The 17,002-nt window shown below is 60.6% G+C and carries 11 protein-coding genes and 3 pseudogenes; 7 read left to right on the top strand and 7 right to left on the bottom strand.

Annotated features, from left to right (window positions below; translation table 11 throughout):
- Positions 1-25 precede the first annotated feature (25 nt).
- The 6 genes from EKH55_RS28510 to EKH55_RS28530 are packed head-to-tail and all read right to left on the bottom strand — an operon-like array spanning position 26 to position 5,860.
- Positions 26-433, bottom strand: a complete 408-nt coding sequence (locus EKH55_RS28510; RefSeq protein WP_069457450.1) for a 26S proteasome regulatory subunit family protein — start codon at positions 431-433, stop codon at positions 26-28.
- The gene (locus EKH55_RS28515) at positions 433-888 is read right to left on the bottom strand and encodes a hypothetical protein (protein WP_069457449.1); all 456 of its coding nucleotides are present in this window, start codon (positions 886-888) and stop codon (positions 433-435) included. The genes EKH55_RS28510 and EKH55_RS28515 overlap by 1 nt, the downstream gene beginning before the upstream one ends.
- Entirely contained in the window at positions 881-3,238 is a 2,358-nt protein-coding gene (locus EKH55_RS28520) for a hypothetical protein (protein WP_069457448.1), read from the bottom strand. Before EKH55_RS28520 ends, EKH55_RS28515 begins: the two co-directional genes overlap by 8 nt.
- On the bottom strand, positions 3,235-4,344 hold the full coding sequence (locus EKH55_RS28525) for a tyrosine-type recombinase/integrase (RefSeq protein WP_245314516.1): 1,110 nt from the start codon (positions 4,342-4,344) through the stop codon (positions 3,235-3,237). Before EKH55_RS28525 ends, EKH55_RS28520 begins: the two co-directional genes overlap by 4 nt.
- 47 nt (positions 4,345-4,391) lie before the next feature.
- Complete coding sequence (locus EKH55_RS29980) at positions 4,392-4,763, bottom strand: hypothetical protein (RefSeq protein ID WP_245314514.1); 372 nt, start codon at positions 4,761-4,763, stop codon at positions 4,392-4,394.
- Complete coding sequence (locus EKH55_RS28530; RefSeq protein WP_245314512.1) at positions 4,760-5,860, bottom strand: tyrosine-type recombinase/integrase; 1,101 nt, start codon at positions 5,858-5,860, stop codon at positions 4,760-4,762. Before EKH55_RS28530 ends, EKH55_RS29980 begins: the two co-directional genes overlap by 4 nt.
- 365 nt (positions 5,861-6,225) lie before the next feature.
- Here EKH55_RS28530 and EKH55_RS28535 point away from each other — a divergent pair, with 365 nt between their 5' ends.
- Together EKH55_RS28535 and EKH55_RS28540 are read left to right on the top strand one after the other, a co-directional pair.
- Positions 6,226-7,599: an ISNCY family transposase gene (locus EKH55_RS28535; protein ID WP_151611216.1), complete on the top strand. Its 1,374-nt coding sequence runs from the start codon at positions 6,226-6,228 to the stop codon at positions 7,597-7,599.
- Between the two features lie 360 nt (positions 7,600-7,959).
- Positions 7,960-8,454 (top strand): annotated as a pseudogene (locus EKH55_RS28540) (helix-turn-helix domain-containing protein); the annotation flags it as partial.
- Positions 8,455-8,749: 295 nt separating this feature from the next.
- Here the strand turns inward: EKH55_RS28540 and EKH55_RS28545 are convergent.
- Positions 8,750-9,781, bottom strand: coding sequence for an IS110 family RNA-guided transposase (locus tag EKH55_RS28545; protein ID WP_151611218.1), 1,032 nt, complete (start codon positions 9,779-9,781; stop codon positions 8,750-8,752).
- A 121-nt stretch (positions 9,782-9,902) separates the two neighbouring features.
- Between EKH55_RS28545 and EKH55_RS28550 the strand changes: the two are divergent.
- The 5 genes and pseudogenes from EKH55_RS28550 to EKH55_RS28570 form a co-directional block, all read left to right on the top strand.
- Positions 9,903-10,868: pseudogene (locus tag EKH55_RS28550) on the top strand (ISNCY family transposase); the annotation flags it as partial.
- A 284-nt stretch (positions 10,869-11,152) separates the two neighbouring features.
- Entirely contained in the window at positions 11,153-12,154 is a 1,002-nt protein-coding gene (locus EKH55_RS28555) for an IS30 family transposase (RefSeq protein WP_069457443.1), read from the top strand.
- 125 nt (positions 12,155-12,279) lie between these two features.
- Positions 12,280-13,653 (top strand): ISNCY family transposase, encoded by a 1,374-nt coding sequence (locus EKH55_RS28560; protein WP_151614003.1) that lies wholly within the window; start codon positions 12,280-12,282, stop codon positions 13,651-13,653.
- Between the two features lie 332 nt (positions 13,654-13,985).
- Positions 13,986-15,592 (top strand): annotated as a pseudogene (locus tag EKH55_RS28565) (MFS transporter).
- Between the two features lie 700 nt (positions 15,593-16,292).
- The gene (locus EKH55_RS28570) at positions 16,293-16,826 is read left to right on the top strand and encodes a UPF0262 family protein (protein WP_069460865.1); all 534 of its coding nucleotides are present in this window, start codon (positions 16,293-16,295) and stop codon (positions 16,824-16,826) included.
- Positions 16,827-17,002 lie beyond the last annotated feature (176 nt).

Here is a 17,002-nt window from a genome sequence, read left to right on the forward strand (position 1 = left end):
CGAGGACCAGACTTCGAGAACCCAATCATGGAAGCCTGCCTGTCTCGGCGATCACAGCGCTCAGTCGTTTCAGACGATCCAACTCCCGGCGCAGCGAGGCATTCTCGGCCAACAGACGAAGATTCTCCTCCTCAAGCGCCATCTGGTCGGCATCGGTCTTCGCCTTCTGCTCCCGGACGGCCGCAGCCTGGTCCAGTCGTGTCAGGTTCACCTTGCGGTCTCTGTCGTCGGCGTCGCGGAGGATTTCGGCGCAACGCGGATTGGTGCGGAACACCTGCCGGTCAAAGCCGCATTCCTTGGCGATGATACTTTTGTTCAGATCGACGCCGTATCTCGGAAGCGGCTTGTCCTTGTGCCGTTCCAGGTATTCGATCAGGGCATCGACATGCTCCTGGGCGATTTCGACGCCGCTTTTGCCGGTGCCCCGCGCCATCAGGCGTCCCTCCGCGACGACAGGCTGATGACGCTCGCCGCGGGGAGGCTACCCATCTGCTCCAACCGGTCGATGGCTGCCTGATATCGCTCGAAGAACCGCTTCCATGTCGCAAAGCCGCCCATTTCGGCGACGGACAGGATCATGGCACGATGCGAAGCGATCAGCAGTTCCTTGTCGGCCTGCAACTGCTCGATCTCGGCGTTCTGCGCTGCTGCGAGCTTCTCAAGCTCCGCGCGGGACTTCTTAGTGGATCGGTTGACAGCTGTGCGGATGGCTTCCTGCTTTTTGATCGCTCCCTCGACCGTCCGGCGACGGGCTTCATTTCGGGTAATGTCAGTGGCGTGCTTGAAGATGCCGTTGCTGCGCCTGCAGACGGCACGGACGGTGACGTCCTCGTCTTCGGCGATCATCGCCTCCAGCAGTTCCTCGAGGACTTGGCTCTTATCAATCATCGCGATCCCTCAGGCGCTTCATGGTGTCGATGATCGTGGCGCCGGCCTTCTGCTCGGCCGTCACGGACAGGTCATTGCCGTCCGGGAAGACCTGCATTCCCGGCTCTGTGCCGAGCGCCTTGATGATGTTTTCATACCGTAGGCGGGCGTGGAGAAGCTGGTTCGCCCAGCCAATGTTGCGGCGATCCTCGGGCAGAGCCTCCAGCGTGATGATCACCTTTGCGAACTTGTCTCGCATGCGCTCCAGGTTATCCTGCTCGCTGATGACACCCGTCCGCGCCAGATGGAGGCATCCGTTGAAGCATTCGAGATGTTTGGGGCAGGGGTCGCTGGTGAAGCTGTTGATGCACAGGCCGTAGGGCGTCACGTGCAGGCCGTCTGCCTCGGCGTTCAAGTAGTCGAAAGCGGCCTCGTCACCGTATTCGAGTTGGACGCGGTGGAACTCATCGACGACGGGACCACGCGCCTTGTTGGCCGAGATCAGCTTGAACACCTGCATCGCCTTGTCGCCAAGGCGCTCCTCAGCTTCCGGCGGAAGATCGATGTCGGCGAGGTCCTCGGCGAGGCTGCGGTGGTTGTAGACGTGGCTCTGCTGGACGCTACGCCGGTTGAACTTCTTGGTGATGATCGTATCGGCGACGCCGAGACGGAACAGCTCGGTGTTCTGGAGATGGCGCAGGGCGTGCGGGGTAAGCCGAAGAGCGCGATCTTCCTCGGTCATTCCATACCGCTCGAACAGGGCTTCGCAGCCCTTGCCGCTGGTCGAGCCGATCAGGTCGCCCCTGTCGATGCGACCAATTGCGGAATACATCGTGGTGTCGAGGATGCCGTTGTTGCGACCCTCGATTACGTTCCTGACCGGCATGATGAACATGAGTTCGTGAGGGTAGAGCAGGGTACCGTCTGTGATCCTGGCCGGCATCGTATCGGACAGCTTGGTCGTGCGATTTTCCCAGACATGTCGCTCGACATCTCCCACGCGAACGCGGGCCGTCCGCCAGTCGGCCCGGCCGTACATAGAGTTTGCCCATGGTTTTCTGATGGGGATGCCTCGTTGCGCAGGAGCGCCCCAGAACCGGGGAAACATCCGAGGGCAGCCGCTAAGTTGGTACTGCCTGATTTTATCGAGTGCCTCGATATCATAGGTTTGTCGGTAGTTCTCGACCAAGCTTATGGGGATGTCTGGATCAGAGAAAGCAATATTGCCAGTCATCCTGACGTACATTTCCCAGGCGGGAACCAGTGCGTCCTCGGGATATTCGGGAAAGATGCGCCCCGTCTCCGTCTGCCGTCTCAGCCGCTCGCGTAGCGGCGCTGTGATCTTTTCGACGTGCTCGAGCGTCTCGATGAGGATTTCCTCGAACATCGGCGGGACATGCTGAGTGTTCTCATAAAGCGATATGCCTTCAGGGCGCTCGTCCTCGTCCTGCTTTTCCGCGAAGTGCCGGATCATCAACGAGCGCGAGAAGCCGCCGCGTTCTGCGGCCGGACGCCCATCGGCATCCAGATATTCGCGCCATCTTTTCCAGTCCAAGGGCAGGCGGGCGGCTTCGCCGATCCGAAAGCCCATGATGATCTGCACCTTGAAGACGGCGAACCGGATCGCGTCGGAGAAGGAGCGAGGCGTTTGCGTGAACACGATCCGCGCCAACTCCCAGAACGCGCGTTCCTCGGGTAACTTCGCCGCCGATTTCCTTTCGGCGAGCGAGCGGCGGAGGCCCTCCTTTCCGCCATGAGCATTCTGTCGCTTTCGAAGGGTCTCGGTCTGCTGCTGGGCGGAAAGGGATTCGCTCGTCGGGTAGGGGATGCAAAAACGGGCAAGCGCGGGGATGTCGGCGAGCTTCTGCCGGTCGAGAATGGTTCTCACCGTGGTGGCGAAGTCGAGTGCCAGCTTGCCCGAATCCCCAGAATGCAAAACCGCATTGTAGGCCTGCTGGATTTGCTCGGGCGTCACCGCCCACGGAGGCGTGGTTTCAGCGACGGGTGCCAACCGACGGATCCCCTGAGCCACCAGCATTGCACTTTGCGGCTTGGTCTTGCCAACGAGAAGCTTATGAACGAAGACCGCTTGATACAGGTCGCGCCAATGTTGCGGCATCGGGCCAGAGACAAGAGGCTGCTGATTCATTCGTCGCCTGATCTCGTTGAGCTTGCCGAAGGCCACCGGGTCTACGCCGATCTGCCCCAGCCAAAGCGTTGGGGGCGGCAACATGCCGACCAGTTCGGTCAGGTTCCAGCGGGTATCCTTGCTGACCTTGCCCTGATCGTCGCAGACGAGATCCCAATTGAGGCCGCGCGCCTTTGCCAAGATCTTGGCCGTGGCGATGTATTCCGCATAGAACGGGTTCATGTCTGATCCTCTGCCATGCGGTCTGCCTTCAGCTCCTCGACGACGCGGCGGACGGCGTCGAGGGTCGTCTTGAGCTGCCCGTAAGCGGGAGACTGCTGGTTGTAGCGGGAGGCAGCTGCGAACTCGGTCACCACGGGCCGCAGGCTCTCAAGCACTTCCTGGTGGATGTCCGGCTCGCCAAGCGGCATGAACTTCGAGCAGGTGTAGCAGGACAGGACCGGGTTCTTGAAGCAGAGGCTCTGACCGAGACCGCAACCGCCGATCCCTGCGATGAGAATGCCGTGCGGTACGGCTCCGATCTGTTGGTCAGCCGGGAGCCCGAGCAGCATTGCCTTGTCGATGGTCCTGGTCTTGGCGATCTTGGCAAGATTCGAATAGATGGGCGAGATCGCCAGCGCCTCGTTGATGCGCTGCGCCTGGGCGGGCGAGGTGTCGAAGTAGACGTTAGCGATGCGGTCGCTAGTCTGCCCGAGGAACTCCGTCAATCCGATATGGGAGATGCCGCCGTCCGCGAGGCGCTGCGCAGCCGTGTGCCTCAGGTCGGTCGGCGTCCAGGCTTCGCCGGTCAAGTTCGCGGTCAGCTCCATGATGGCGCGGCTAACGCCTTGCGGCTTGAGGGCGAACAGCAGGCGAGGGGGCACCCCCTCCTCCGGCGGCATGACACCACTATCGCGGCGCCTCACCAGCTCATTGAACAGCGCACCCCATTCGCGCTTGATCCGCCTGGTGACGCGGATTCGCTTGATGTTGTCCTTCTGCTTGATCAGGGAGACGGCGACGTGGACTGCGCCCGTCGAGAAGAGCCGGACATCGGCAAGCTCGATCCGCGCGATCTGCCCAGGCCGGAAAGCGTACTGGTACGACATGACCAGCATGCAGACGTCGCGCAGGACGGCATTCTCGATAGCGTCAGGATCGGTGGCCAGCGCCGCGCACATGTCATCGATGTAGTTGACGATCATCGCCTGCTGGTCGAGCGGCAGAAAGCAGTCGCCAGCGCGCACGACATGGTATTTGTCGACCTTCGGGCTTTTGAGCCCTCGTACGATCGAGGCTGCTGGAGATGACCAATGACCGATGTTGAGGCGACAGAGCGAATGAAGCATCGCTCTCAAAGCCCATGATTGGGATGCTGTTACTTTGGGGAGAATCTTCAATCGACGGTGCGAGCTTCGTGTGGAGGTGAGATCACCAAGTCGAGCAGCGCCTCGATGTCCTGATCTTCGGCGAACTTGATTGTGCGTTCTGCGTTGATTGCAACAGTGTGTGGGTCATGACGGCTCAACCAGTCGGTCATAATTTGGCGCATGATCGGCTCAGCAGGCCCGAGCTTCCAAAGTTCGAGACGGATACGAGCGCCATCGAGGTGGAGAACAACATCACCTTCGTCCCACCTTATAGACCGTGTCTCATTCGAGAAGTCGTCGAAGTAGCGGACGACGGACGGAAGCGGTGGCAGCTTGGCGGACACATTGACGATTTCAGCAAGCAACTCGGGATCAAGCTCGGCGGCAAAAGTGTTCAACGGCCTGCCTCCGGAACCGTGCGCCTGAGAGCGTCGACGAAGTGGTCGAACTTCTCGTCCCAGACCTCCGCCAGCCTGGTCTCGAAGTAGGCCTTGGCGTAAAGGCGCGGCATGTTCGAGGCCTTGGACCAGCCGAAGAACACGCGCAGCTTCTCCTGTGCCTTGTCCACGTCGTTGCCTGCATCCTGATACCGCCTCATGCGAATGACCGCCGACGTATGTCGCAGGTCGTGACAAGAAACGCTCTCAAGCCCTTGTTTCGAAAGAGAGGCTTTCGCTCTGTCCGATAGGGCGCCAGTTACGATTTCGAACATTTTCCCGAACGAGCGGAGTGCCAAGGGCTTGGCTTTCTGCGAGATCAGCAAATAAGGATAGTTCGCCCGACCGCGATAATTGCGGATGTAATGCAGCGCCAAGTCGACGATCTCTTGAGAGAGTGGAAGCTGTCGCCGCGATGGCTCGGTTTTCAAGCCCGGCTGTTCGTATCGTGGATCAATGTCTTCGGTCTCCTCAATGTCGAGCCAGTGGACGCTTTTTCCGGCCTCTGGATCGAAGTCTTCCTTGAAGGAATTGGTGTGCAGCAGCGCTGCCTCGCTGCGACGCAGTCCGAGACGCAGCAGCAGCATGAAGATCAATAGGTTGCGCCAGCGCAGCGCCTCGGTCTTGAAGGGATTTCGCGGCGAATCTGGCCGGAAGATTTCGTATAAGTCCTCGACCACCGACGGCGGCAGCGCCCGAACCGGCGGCGCCGGCGTTCCCGGGTTCGGTGCGAGCTGCCGGTACAGGGTGTCGATCCTGAGCAGCCTGGCTTCCATTTTGGACGCGCGAGCGCCGGAGGTTCCAGAAAAGCGGAGCATGTCGGACACGAAGCTGACGGCGGATGTCCAGGTCGATGTCTTATCGACATTGGTGACGGCGGCCTCGTTGCGGAGCTGCGCCAGAAAGCCGACCAGGCAGTCCTCAAGTGCATCGGCGTCGGCCTCGGCGATCAGCCGGTCGAGGCAATCACTGCCGCGCTGGCGCTGTACGGAGTCATAGAGACGATCCAGAGCGGACAGATGTTTGCGGCGCGTCGACGGCGCCAGCGACGTTTTCATCACGTCACTCCAGATCGTCGCCCAGAAGCGAGGGATCCCGGACGAACCGGCGCTGATCAAACCAGCCGTCGCTGGCGGCAACGATGTCGAACTGAGATTGAGTGGCATGTTGCGTTGCAGGTGAAAGGACGCGCTACACTTCGATGTAGCGCGAGAACGCAACAGCCAAATGACCGTTCACGACGGTTTCGGACGATTGCCTAAAAGGTCATTAGGACCGAAAAAGCAACACTTCCCAAATGACCGTCCAGTTCCATAAGCTATGTTATGCGATGAAATATTGTAGCCGCAAAGTTAAAGTGTCCTGTTCCTGCAAAGTAAGAATGTCACTCTCCCCGCGTTTTCAATGACGTGGGAGATTGCGGATGGGATTGATTGCGATGAGCGAGCGCGACCTGCAGCGGATCGAGGTTTTGTCGAAGGTGGTCGACGGCCGCATGACGCTGGTTTCGGCGGCGCATGTCCTGGGCTTGAGCACGCGTCAGGTGCGTCGACTGCTGGAGCGGATCCGGACGGATGGAGCGGCGGCGATCCGGCACAGGGCGATCGGCCGACCGTCGAACAACCGGATTAGCGACGGCGTGCGCGATTACGCCATGGCGATCGTGCGCGAGCGCTATGCCGATTTCGGCCCGACGCTGGCGGCCGAGAAGCTGGCCGAGCGCGATGGGCTGACGGTGTCGCGCGAGACCTTGCGCCAATGGATGTCGGAGGCCGGCCTGTGGCTGTCGCGCAAGCAGCGCCGGACGTTTCACCAGCCGCGGCTGCGCCGCGAAGCCTATGGCGAGCTGGTGCAGATCGACGGGTCCGAGCATCGCTGGTTCGAGGATCGTGGTGATCCCTGTTCGCTGCTGGTGTTCATCGACGATGCGACCGGCAAGCTGATGCAGTTGCGCTTCGTACGCTCGGAAAGCGCGTTTACGTATTTCGAGGCGCTGGAACTCTATCTGAAGGCGCATGGTGCGCCGGTCGCCTTCTATTCCGACAAGCATTCGGTGTTCCGGGTGGCGAAGAAGGACGCCAAGGGCGGCCAGGGCATGACCCAGTTCGGGCGTGCGCTGTCAGAGCTAAACATCGAGATTCTTTGCGCAAACTCGAGCCAGGCGAAGGGCCGGGTCGAGCGGATGAACCGGACGCTGCAGGACCGTTTGATCAAGGATCTGCGCCTGGAGGGCATCTGCGGCATGGACGACGGCAACGCTTTCCTGCCTCGGTTCATGGAGCGCTATAACCGGCAGTTTGCCATTACCCCTGCCCGACCGGATGATCTGCATCGGCCGATGAATCTCGCGTCGGACCGGCTGAAGGAGATCCTCTGCAAACGTGAGCAGCGTTATGTCGGTGCCCAGTTGACGTTCTCCTACGAGCGCCAGCGGATCATGCTGGAAGAGACCGAGGTGACGCGCGGACTGGTCGGCCGCTATGTCGAGACCTACGCTTATGCCGATGGCCGGCTCGATGTGCGCTGGAAGGGGCATTCCCTGTCCTACCGGGTGTTCGACAAGGACCAGCGCGTGACGCATGCGGCGATCACCGAGAACAAGCGTCTTTCCGATGTGCTGGCCTACATCAAGGACCGTCAGGACCAGCAAGAGAAGCCGGTTGTGAAGACCAACAGCGAGAAGAATGGCTACAGGCCGCGGGGACGCAGGCCGGGCAAGCGGACGGATTTCATGAACGATCCGGCGGTCGTTGCTCGGCGGCGGCAAGCGCTCTCTGAGCTCGATGCGGCGGAATGATCCGCCATCGCAAGGTCTCAAAGCTAAAGCCGGTTGGTGCCATTCACCCGCCCCCTCCCTTCCCTTGCAACCCGGCCCAGCCGGTCCGGTCGGGGGCTTGCCTCAGCGCAAGTGGAGATGCCGAGTGTCGCATTTCTAAATGGCTGAAGACGTATCCAAAGTGACATTTTAACTTTGCGCCACGCCGGACATTTCAACCTGGCCGCCACAAATATTGTAGCGGCATTTTAGAGATGCGACATATGAGCCAGTTAGAGATGCGACGGTCGTCGCCTCTTGGGATGCTGGTCAAACGTCAACGTTTGGAAGGAAGACTGGCGACGTGAAGCGTGGTTGAGACCATGAGCGTTCGGAGTCGTCATGTCTTGTTTGATCACCATGTCGCAGAAGGAATTGCATCGTCTTGAACTGATCCAACGGATTCGCGGTGGCAGCCTGACCGTCGTTGAGGCGGCCGCGTTGCTTCGTCTCAGCCGCAGCCAGATCCACCGGCTATTGCAGGCCTATGACCTGGCCGGCGCCGACGGTCTCGTCTCGAAGAAGCGCGGCCGGCCGAGCAACCGGCGTCACAGCGAGGATTTCCGCAACTTGGTGCTCGACCTGGTGCGGGAGCATTACCTGGATTTTGGACCAACGTTGGCGGCCGAGAAGCTGCTCGAGCGCCACCGGATTGCCGTCAGCAAGGAGACGCTGCGCCAGTGGATGATGGAAGCCGGCATCTGGGTGTCGCGCCGCGAACGCAAGAAGCGGGTCTTCCAGCCGCGCGGCCGGCGCGATTGCTTCGGCGAACTCATTCAGATCGACGGCTCGCATCATTGGTGGTTGTCTAATCGCATTCCATCCGTCAAGCTGATTTGAGCATTCGATGTCCTTGCCGGCTTGCGAGATAGGCAACCCGGCTGAACTAATTGAATGAATCTTCCCTCACCGGCCGTGTCCTCTGAGCTATCCAGTGCTGGGAGCAGGGTTGTCTCCGCGGTCGACAAATGTCGCCGCACAATGGTCTTCGCAGGTGGGATCTTCCTAATGTTCGAGGCGCAGTCTCAACGAGCTGCAGCCACCAGAAGCGGAATGATCCTGCCCACGTCCGCAGCAGGGACGCTCAGCACAAAGTTAGATGACGCGCTGAGGGATGAAGGCTGAGCGTCGCCTATACGGCGGCGCCAGCCGATGCGTTGAACACTTCTCCCGTCTTGAGCATGCTGTGCATGATGACCGCGAGTTTCCGGGCAACCGCCACCGCGGAGCGCTTGAAGCCAAGGCGCTCGCGCAGCTTAAGTCCCCAGCTCTTGAGACTGCTCTCGGTCCTGGCGCTGGTTCTCGTCAAAAGCACTGTCGCCGCTTCATAAAGCAGCCCACGTAAACGATTGTCCCCCCTTCGCGAGATATGGCCGTCATAGTCGACCTCGCCTGACTGATATCGCCGCGTTGTCAAGCCGAGCCAGGCGCCAACCGAGCGCGACGTTCGAAAGTTTTCTGGATCTTCAATTGCCGTAACGTAGGATACCGCCGTGACGGCGCCGATGCCTGGGATTGTCATCAATAGCTTTGTGGCTTGGCTCTCACGGGCCACTATAAGCAGCTGGCGACCAAGATTGGCTGCGCGCTTGCGGATATCGTGCCACGCCTCCAAAAGAGGCAAGATAATCTTCGCAAGCTCGACGTTCCCATCCAAAAGCTTCCGCACATCCCCATCAAAGACCTGCCCCTTCCCTTTCGGGATGATGAGACCGAAGGTCTTCATCAGGCCGCGGATTTGATTGCCAAGTTGCGTTGACATATTCAGGAGCTGTTCGCGGGCAGCCACCAATGTGCGGGCCAACATAGCGTCAAAAGACTTGACGCGAACCTCTTTGTAAAAGCCTGCTTCAGCGAGTTGCGCTAAACCATCGGCGTCATTGGCATCGGTTTTGTTGAGCGTCTCGCTCAATACCTTTTGCGCATGCCGCGCTTCAATGCAGATCGCCGGCACCCCCTCGCTCGTCAGCGCGTGATAGAACCACGTCGACAGCGGTCCCGTTTCGAATACGACCCGCCGCGCGCGCGGAGCTTTTTTGCGGATCATCTGTGCAAGAAGCTTAGGATCCGAAGGACATTTCCCCCGCCAGATCCGCTTCCCATCTTCCCGGATCGAAATTGCGGTATCTTTCAAAGAAAGATCAAGGCCAATATATTGGTTCAAGGTTGCCTCCATCCGATGTTTGGGCCCGGTTCCAATCGAGAGCCCGTTTTTCCATCTTATCGGGGGCAACCACCCTCACCAGCCCAAAATCCAGAGACGGTCGCGCCGCGATTACTCCATGTTCGAGAACCGCGGTCCCAAATGCGCCCTGCTCGTCTATATCGACGATGCCACCGGCAAGCTCTTGCACTTACGCTTTGCGGCCTCGGAGAACACCTTCGACTATCTGCACGCGACGAAGGCCTACTTGCAGCAATGGGGCAAGCCGATCGCCTTCTACAGCGACAAGCATGGCATCTTCCGCACCACCCATGCTTCGAAGAAGGACAGAACCAGTGGTCTGACGCAGTTCGGGCGGGCCCTTTATGAGCTCAACATCGACATCATCTGTGCCAATACCCCGCAGGCCAAAGGCCGCGTCGAGCGTGCCAACCAGACGCTGCAGGATCGCCTCGTCAAGGAACTGCGGCTGCGCGGCATCGACACGATCGCCGCGGCCAATGCCTATGCGCCGGAGTTCATGGCCGACTTCAATCGTCGCTTCGGCAAGGCGCCGCGCAATCCGAAGGACATGCACCGGCCGTTTGCCGCGCATGAGAACCTCGATGGCGCCATGTGCCGCAAGGAGATCCGCAAGCTGTCGCAGTCGCTGACGCTGCGCTATGACAAGGTGATGTTCATCCTCGATCCGACCGACCTCGCCACGTCGCTCGCCGGCAAGAAGGTCATTGTCTGCGACTATCCCGATGGTCGCCTCGAGGTCACCCATGAGGGGACGTCCCTGCCCTACAGAACCTTCGACACGCTGCGCTCGGTGCACCGGTCCGAGGTGGTTGAGAACAAGCGCCTTGATGACATGCTGGCGCTGGTGGCCGAGATGCAGGCCGGGCGAGAGCAACAGCGCAGCAAGGGCGGGCCGCGCCGCACCGGCCAGACGGACCATATGTTCGGCATTCCCGATGGCAGCCAAAGCAATGGCTACCAGAAGCGCGGCACGAAGCCTGGCCGGAAGACGGATTTTACCAAGGATCCGGTGGTCATCGCCCGACGCCAGCAAGCCCTTGCGCAGTTGAAAGCGGCGGAGTGACCGGGGTGTCAAAGCTAAAGTTTATTTTGCACCTCAAGCCATCCGCCGCCGACCGGGCTGCGCAACCCTGACCAGCTCCACCCGGCCGGCGGCTCGCGTCTGCGTGCTTTGTAAATATATCAACTTGCAAATGCAGTAGTAATGGATAGGATGTTGTCGCGTTTCTAAGTTGACTACTTTGTCTCATCTTTAAATAGCTGTGACAAATATTATAGCAGGGGTACATTCTATTTTCAAGTGCGACATGCCAATGATTTCAACGGCTTCACTTTGGAGATTTTGGCATGTCCCGATGCTATACGCAGCTTGCTCTCGCCGACCGACGACGCCTACATCAGCTGGTGGCGGCAAATGTTCCCGTCAACGAAATGGCCCGTCAGCTAGGGCGCCATCGTTCCACGATCTACCGTGAGATCAAGCGCAACACGTTTCGCGATCGTGAACTGCCGGACTACGACGGCTACTACAGCACGGTGGCTCACGATATCTCTAAGGAACGGCGACGTCGGCTGAGAAAGCTGCGACGGCACCCGAATTTACGCGCGGAGATCATCAACCAGTTGGAGGCACGCTGGTCTCCGGAGCAGATCGCCGGGCGCCTGTTGTTGGAGGGGCACAGCCTCGTCCGCGTCTGTAAAGAGACAATCTATCGCTTCATTTACAGCAAGGAAGACTATGGGCTTGGCCTCTATCAGTATCTGCCGGAAGCGCGTCGCAAACGTCGCCCACTGCGCTCAAGGAAGCCGCGCGACGGTGTGTTTCCAGCCTCGCACCGCATATCTCAACGCCCTGATTTTATTAAAGATAGATCGCGGTTTGGACATTGGGAGGGCGACCTCCTTATTTTTGAACGTCCACTCGGACATGCCAATGTCACGTCCCTCGTCGAGCGCAAGAGCCGCTACACCGTTCTCATCAAGAATCCAAGCCGGCATTCTCGGCCGATCATGGACAAGATCATCAGAGGTTTTTCGCCTTTGCCGGCATTTGCGCGACAGAGCTTCACGTTTGATCGCGGTACCGAGTTTGCCGGATTTCGGGCTTTGGAAGAAGGGCTCGGCGCGCATAGCTGGTTTTGCGACCCAAGTGCGCCTTGGCAAAAAGGAACCGTCGAGAACACCAACAAGCGCGTTCGGCGTTTCCTGCCTGGCTCCACAGATCTGGCAATTGTGTCACAACGCGACCTCACCCAACTCGCCCGCCATCTCAACGACCAGCCGCGAAGGTGCCTCGGCTACAAGACGCCGGCCGAGGTGTTCATGGCCCATTTGCACGAAGCGGGGTGATCCCCTACCCTGATCACCGGCAATGATGCACTTGGGTTAGCTTCTCCACGCAAAGTTAAAGTGTCCTGTTTCTGCAAAGTAAGAATGTCACTCTCCCCGCGTTTTAATGACGTGGGAGATTACGGATGGGATTGATTGCGATGAGCGAACGCGATCTGCAGCGGATCGAGGTTTTGTCGAAGGTGACCGACGGCCGCATGACGCTGGTGTCGGCGGCGCATGTCCTGGGCTTGAGCACGCGTCAGGTGCGCCGGCTGTTGGAGCGGATGCGGACGGATGGTGCAGCATCGATCCGGCACAAGGCGATTGGCCGGCCCTCGAACAATCGGATCAGCGACGGCGTGCGCGATTACGCAGTGACGCTGGTCCGCGAACGCTATGCCGACTTCGGCCCAACGCTGGCGGCCGAGAAGCTTGCCGAGCGCGATGGATTGCGGGTGTCGCGCGAGACGTTGCGCCGCTGGATGGTCGATGACGGACTTTGGCTGTCGCGCAAGCAGCGCCGGACGTTTCACCAGCCGCGGCTGCGGCGCGAGGCCTATGGCGAGCTGGTGCAGATCGACGGGTCGGAACATCGCTGGTTCGAAGATCGCGGTGATCCGTGCTCGCTGCTGGTCTTTGTCGATGATGCGACCGGCAAGTTGATGCAGTTGCGGTTCGTGCGATCGGAAAGCGCATTTACGTATTTCGAGGCGCTGGCGCTCTATCTGACGGCGCATGGTGCGCCGGTCGCCTTCTATTCCGACAAGCATTCGGTGTTCCGGGTGGCGAAGAAGGACGCCAAGGGCGGCCAGGGCATGACCCAGTTCGGGCGTGCACTTTCAGAGCTAAACATCGAGATTCTTTGCGCGAATTCGAGTCAGGCGAAGGGCCGCGTCGAGCGGATGAACCGGACGCTGCAGGATCGGCTGGTGAAGGAATTGAGACTGGCGGGTATCGACGACATGGAGGCGGGCAATGCGTTTCTGCCGGGCTTCATGGAGCACTACAATGCGCGGTTTTCGGTCGCCCCTGCGCGGTCCGATGACCTTCACCGGCCGATAAATCTGGCGCCGGATCGGCTCAAAGAGATCCTGTGCAAGCGCGAGCAGCGTTATGTCGGATCGCAGCTGACGTTTTCGTTCGAGCGCCAGCGGATCATGCTTGAGGAGACCGAGGTGACGCGCGGTTTGGCTGGTCGCTATGTCGAGACCTATGCCTATGCCGATGGCCACCTTGATGTGCGCTGGAAAGGGCATTCCCTGTCCTACCGGGTGTTCGACAAGGACCAGCGGGTGACGCATGCGGCGATCACCGAGAACAAGCGTCTTTCCGATGTGCTGGCCTACATCAAGGACCGTCAGGACCAGCAGACGAAGCCGGCCGTGAAGACCAACAGCGAGAGGATCGGTTACAAACCGCGTGGCCGCAAGCCGGGACGTCGGACTGATTTCACGAACGATCCAGCGGTCATTGCCCGGCGGCGGCAGGCGCTTTCGCGCCTTGATGCGGCGGAATGACCGGCTGCATTCATGATCTCAAAGCTAAAGCCGAAGGGTGCCCCTCACCCGCCCCGATCTCACCTTGCAACCCGGCCCAGCCGGTCAGATCGGGGCTGGTCGGCGTGCCGTGCGGCAGCCTGACGTGACATTTCTACTTTGCGCCACGGCGGACATTTCAACCTGGCCGCCACAAATATGTTATAACGTAACGGATAAACGCATCACCTGCCCGCGGTTTATGCCGCTTTCCTGCATCGACTGACCGCATAACGGCGAAATCCGTCCAAAGACACCAGATATTCTGCTGCGTCGCAGCAAGGCGTTAGGAGCCTGGAAAGACAAGATAAGCAATGCAGCGTGACGATCCGCAACCGGCCGTTTCCACGACCCTGGCTCCGCTTCGGAACCGGGCGTTTCGTGCGATCTGGTCGGCGACGCAGATCTCCAGCCTCGGATGGCTGATCCAGACGACGGCGATCAGCTGGCTGATGGCGACGATCTCGGCCTCCGATCTGATGGTGGCGCTCGTGCAGGCCTCGTCGACGCTGCCGGCCTTCTTCCTGTCGATCCTTGCCGGCGCCATTGCCGACAGTTTTAGCCGGCGCGGCGTCATGCTCGCCGGACATTTCCTGATCGCACTGGCATCGATGACCCTGGCGGTCACCGTCGCACTGGGCCTTGTCAGCCCATGGCTGATCCTCGGATTGGGGTTCCTTGCCGGATGCGGCTTTGCCCTGAACGATCCGGCCTGGCACGCCTCCGTCGGCGACATCCTGGAAAAGCGCGACATCCCCGCGGCGGTCACGCTGATGTCGGTCGGCTACAACATCGTCCGAAGCACGGGCCCCGCGATTGGCGGCGCGATACTGGCTTTCTTCGGACCCCTTGCCGCTTTCGTCCTGGCGGCGCTCAGCGATCTGGTGCCGCTTGCCGCGATCTCCCGCTCGAAATGGCGCGTGCGCTCTTCTTCGCTGCCGCGCGAGCGCGTCACCACAGCCGTCCACGACGGATTGCGCTTCACCGCGATGTCCTCGGAAATCCGGGCGGGCCGATCGTTTACGGCGCGCTGCTGGCGGCGTTCGGCATCGGCGCCTTCAGCGCCGGTCTGAGCAGCAGTCACCTGCGCCGGATCGTGCCGCAGGACCGGCTGATCGCCCTTGCCGCGGTTGCCTGTGCCGCATGCTGCTTCCTGCTCCCCCTGACGACATCGGTCCCGGTTGCGGCGCTGGCGCTCGCCATTGGCGGCGCAGGCTGGCTTTTGACCTGGACCGGCGTCGATGTCGCGATCCAGCTGTCGAGCCCGCGCTGGGTCGTCGGCCGGACTTTGTCGATCTATTACGCCCTCTCCTATGGCGGCATGGCGGCCGGCAGCTGGATCTGGGGCTTTATCGCCCAGACCTATTCGCTGACCATGGCATTCCAATGGGCTGCGGTGGTCCTTATGCTGGTGGCCGCCGCCGCATTCGCGCTGCCGATCGAATTGTGGGACGAAGCCGAGCAGGAAGCTTCGGATTTCGAGCCTCCGGCGCTGGCACTCGACCTGCAGCCGAGAAGCGGCCCGATCGTCGTGAAGGTCGACTATGTCATCGCCGAACAGGATCACGATGCCTTTCTCGCCTGCATGCGCAAACGCCGGCGCATCCAGAGCCAGGCGGGTGCGCGCAACTGGACGCTCCAGCGCAACCTCCTGACCCCCACGCTCTGGACGGAAACGTTCCGGACGCCGACTTGGACGGATTATCTGCGGTTGAACCACCGCCTGTCTGCCGCCGATCAGGAGCTCGGCGCTGAGCTTGCGGCGCTGCATGACGAACCGCCCCTCGGACCGTGCTGGCGATCGAGCGCTCGACAACCCCGTCGCGCGCACGCAGCCAGCCGATATCCCGCGTATCGCGGCCGTGAGGAGCAATTGAGATGCTACAGACGGTCAACAGACAGCAACCCTTTCATCATGTGATCGACGACCGCGCTTTCGCTGGTCTGGCGACGAGCGCCCGTCGTCACGGTCGGTCCGCACAAGCTCCTGACCTGCGCTTGGCTTTTACCCCAGCCGCGCAGGGTGCCTCGGCTGCCGTCGATCAGGTCCCGACGGCAGCCGACTTTCCCTGGATCTGCGACGGTATCCCTGGCACCGCCCGGCCCCAAACACGAACGGCTGTCGCGGTTCGCCCGGGAATTCCTGCAAGACGTGTTTCAAGCCGACTTCTCCTTCGCCCAGCCTCCCAGGGCGGCGTGGCTGTCGCCGACGGCGTTCGGGCGGCAGCCACGTTCTGTGCGTCTACGCACAGCCCAAGGCTTGCTGCCAGCGGCACGCACGACATGATGACGCATTCCTCCGGGCGCCCCGTCGTGGCCGGGCATGGTTCAACCCTTAGTGTGGCACTTCTTTCCCCGCCCTCTCAGGGTCACTCGGCTGCCGTTGACGAGTATCCTTCAACGGCAGCCATTTTTTTGACGACGCGTGCTCTTTCCAACAACTTTTGCAAGTCACGGCAGGCCGGTCGCACAGGCGGACCCCGGTCTGCCGTAACCCCGGAGGGAACCGCGACGCCGGTCTTCCGGGGTAATTCGGCTGCCGTTGGCTCTCGCGGCCGACGGCAGCCTCCTCTATCCCGACCGTGTACGACGCTGGTCCCGACGAATCTCGGAGGCGCGCCATGAACGCGGCCACGGTCTCCAATGCCTCACCATCCGGCGCGCGGCTCTGCGCCGTCTCGCTCGATGGCTCGTTTCGTGTTCAGGACGATAAGCACCTCAAGCGGGAACAGGCGATCGCGATCTTCGATCTCTTGAACCAAAACAGTGTCGCTCCCGTCGGCCATGACGGCGGCCCCTACCGTCTCGAGCTTGCACTGGTCGACCGCCGCCTGGTGATGACGATTTCGCTTGATGGCGGCGAGCATGTCGTCAGCCATCATCTGTCGCTGACGCCGTTTCGCCGACATCTCAAGGACTATGCCCTCATCTGCGACAGCTTCAACGACGCCGCTGGCCACGCCAGTCCGGAGAAGATTGAGGCGATCGACATGGGGCGCCGCGGCGTCCACAACGAAGCGGCGGAACTGTTGCAGGCGCGCCTCGCCTCAAAGATCACCGTCGACATCGACACCGCGCGGCGGCTGTTCACCCTGATTCACGTGCTGCTGATCAGCAACCAGCAGCACGGCGGACACTTGAGGAGGTTGGCATGACGCTTCCGTCCGCAGTCCCGTCCTGCGGTGGCGGTCTGATGACCTGAAGACAGAAAGCAGAGGAGGTGGGCAATAACTGCGGCAACTGATGACACATCCGAGAACAACTGGCACCACTTAAGAATTCGCTGTTACTAGGAGCTCAAACCTCTGCAGCTCGAAGCCGCGCTATAACC

The sequence above is a fragment of the Sinorhizobium alkalisoli genome (genome assembly GCF_008932245.1).
GTDB classification, from domain to species: Bacteria; Pseudomonadota; Alphaproteobacteria; order Rhizobiales; family Rhizobiaceae; genus Sinorhizobium; species Sinorhizobium alkalisoli.